Origin of the sequence: Campylobacter magnus (genome assembly GCF_028649595.1) — a bacterium.
GTDB classification, from domain to species: domain Bacteria; phylum Campylobacterota; class Campylobacteria; order Campylobacterales; family Campylobacteraceae; genus Campylobacter; species Campylobacter magnus.
In genome coordinates, this window is the sequence record NZ_JAQSLK010000018.1 from 1 (window position 1) to 426 (window position 426).

Below are 426 nucleotides of genomic sequence, written 5' to 3' on the forward strand. Positions count from 1 at the left end.
TTCTAGAATTAAACTTTATATTTGCAAAAATGAAAAATCAAAGCTTTAACAAGTCCTGTAAAATTGTATTAAACTTATTGACTTTTAACATTGGTAAATTAAATAACATTTAGACTAAAAAGTCTAATTAAAAAACTCAAAAAGTTCTTTAATTAGACTTTTAAAACTGGTGGGCCTAACAAGACTTGAACTTGTGACCTCACCCTTATCAGGGGTGCACTCTAACCAGCTGAGCTATAGGCCCATTTGCTAAACTAAAACAAAGCTGGGATTATGCTTTAAAAAAGTAAATATATTTTCTAAAACAAAATCTTTTCAATCCCTGAAATCTAAACAAGCTCTAACCAAGCATTATTTTTTAAAAATGCTGAAAAATATCAGCTGATGAATACCTTGTGAGAGAGTATTCATTTGTACTCTAGAAAG

1 tRNA gene is annotated in these 426 nt (G+C 29.1%); it reads right to left on the reverse strand.

The window, feature by feature from the left end:
• Positions 1 to 167: 167 nt before the first annotated feature.
• Positions 168 to 244, reverse strand: a tRNA-Ile gene (locus tag PTQ34_RS08805).
• Positions 245 to 426: the final 182 nt, after the last annotated feature.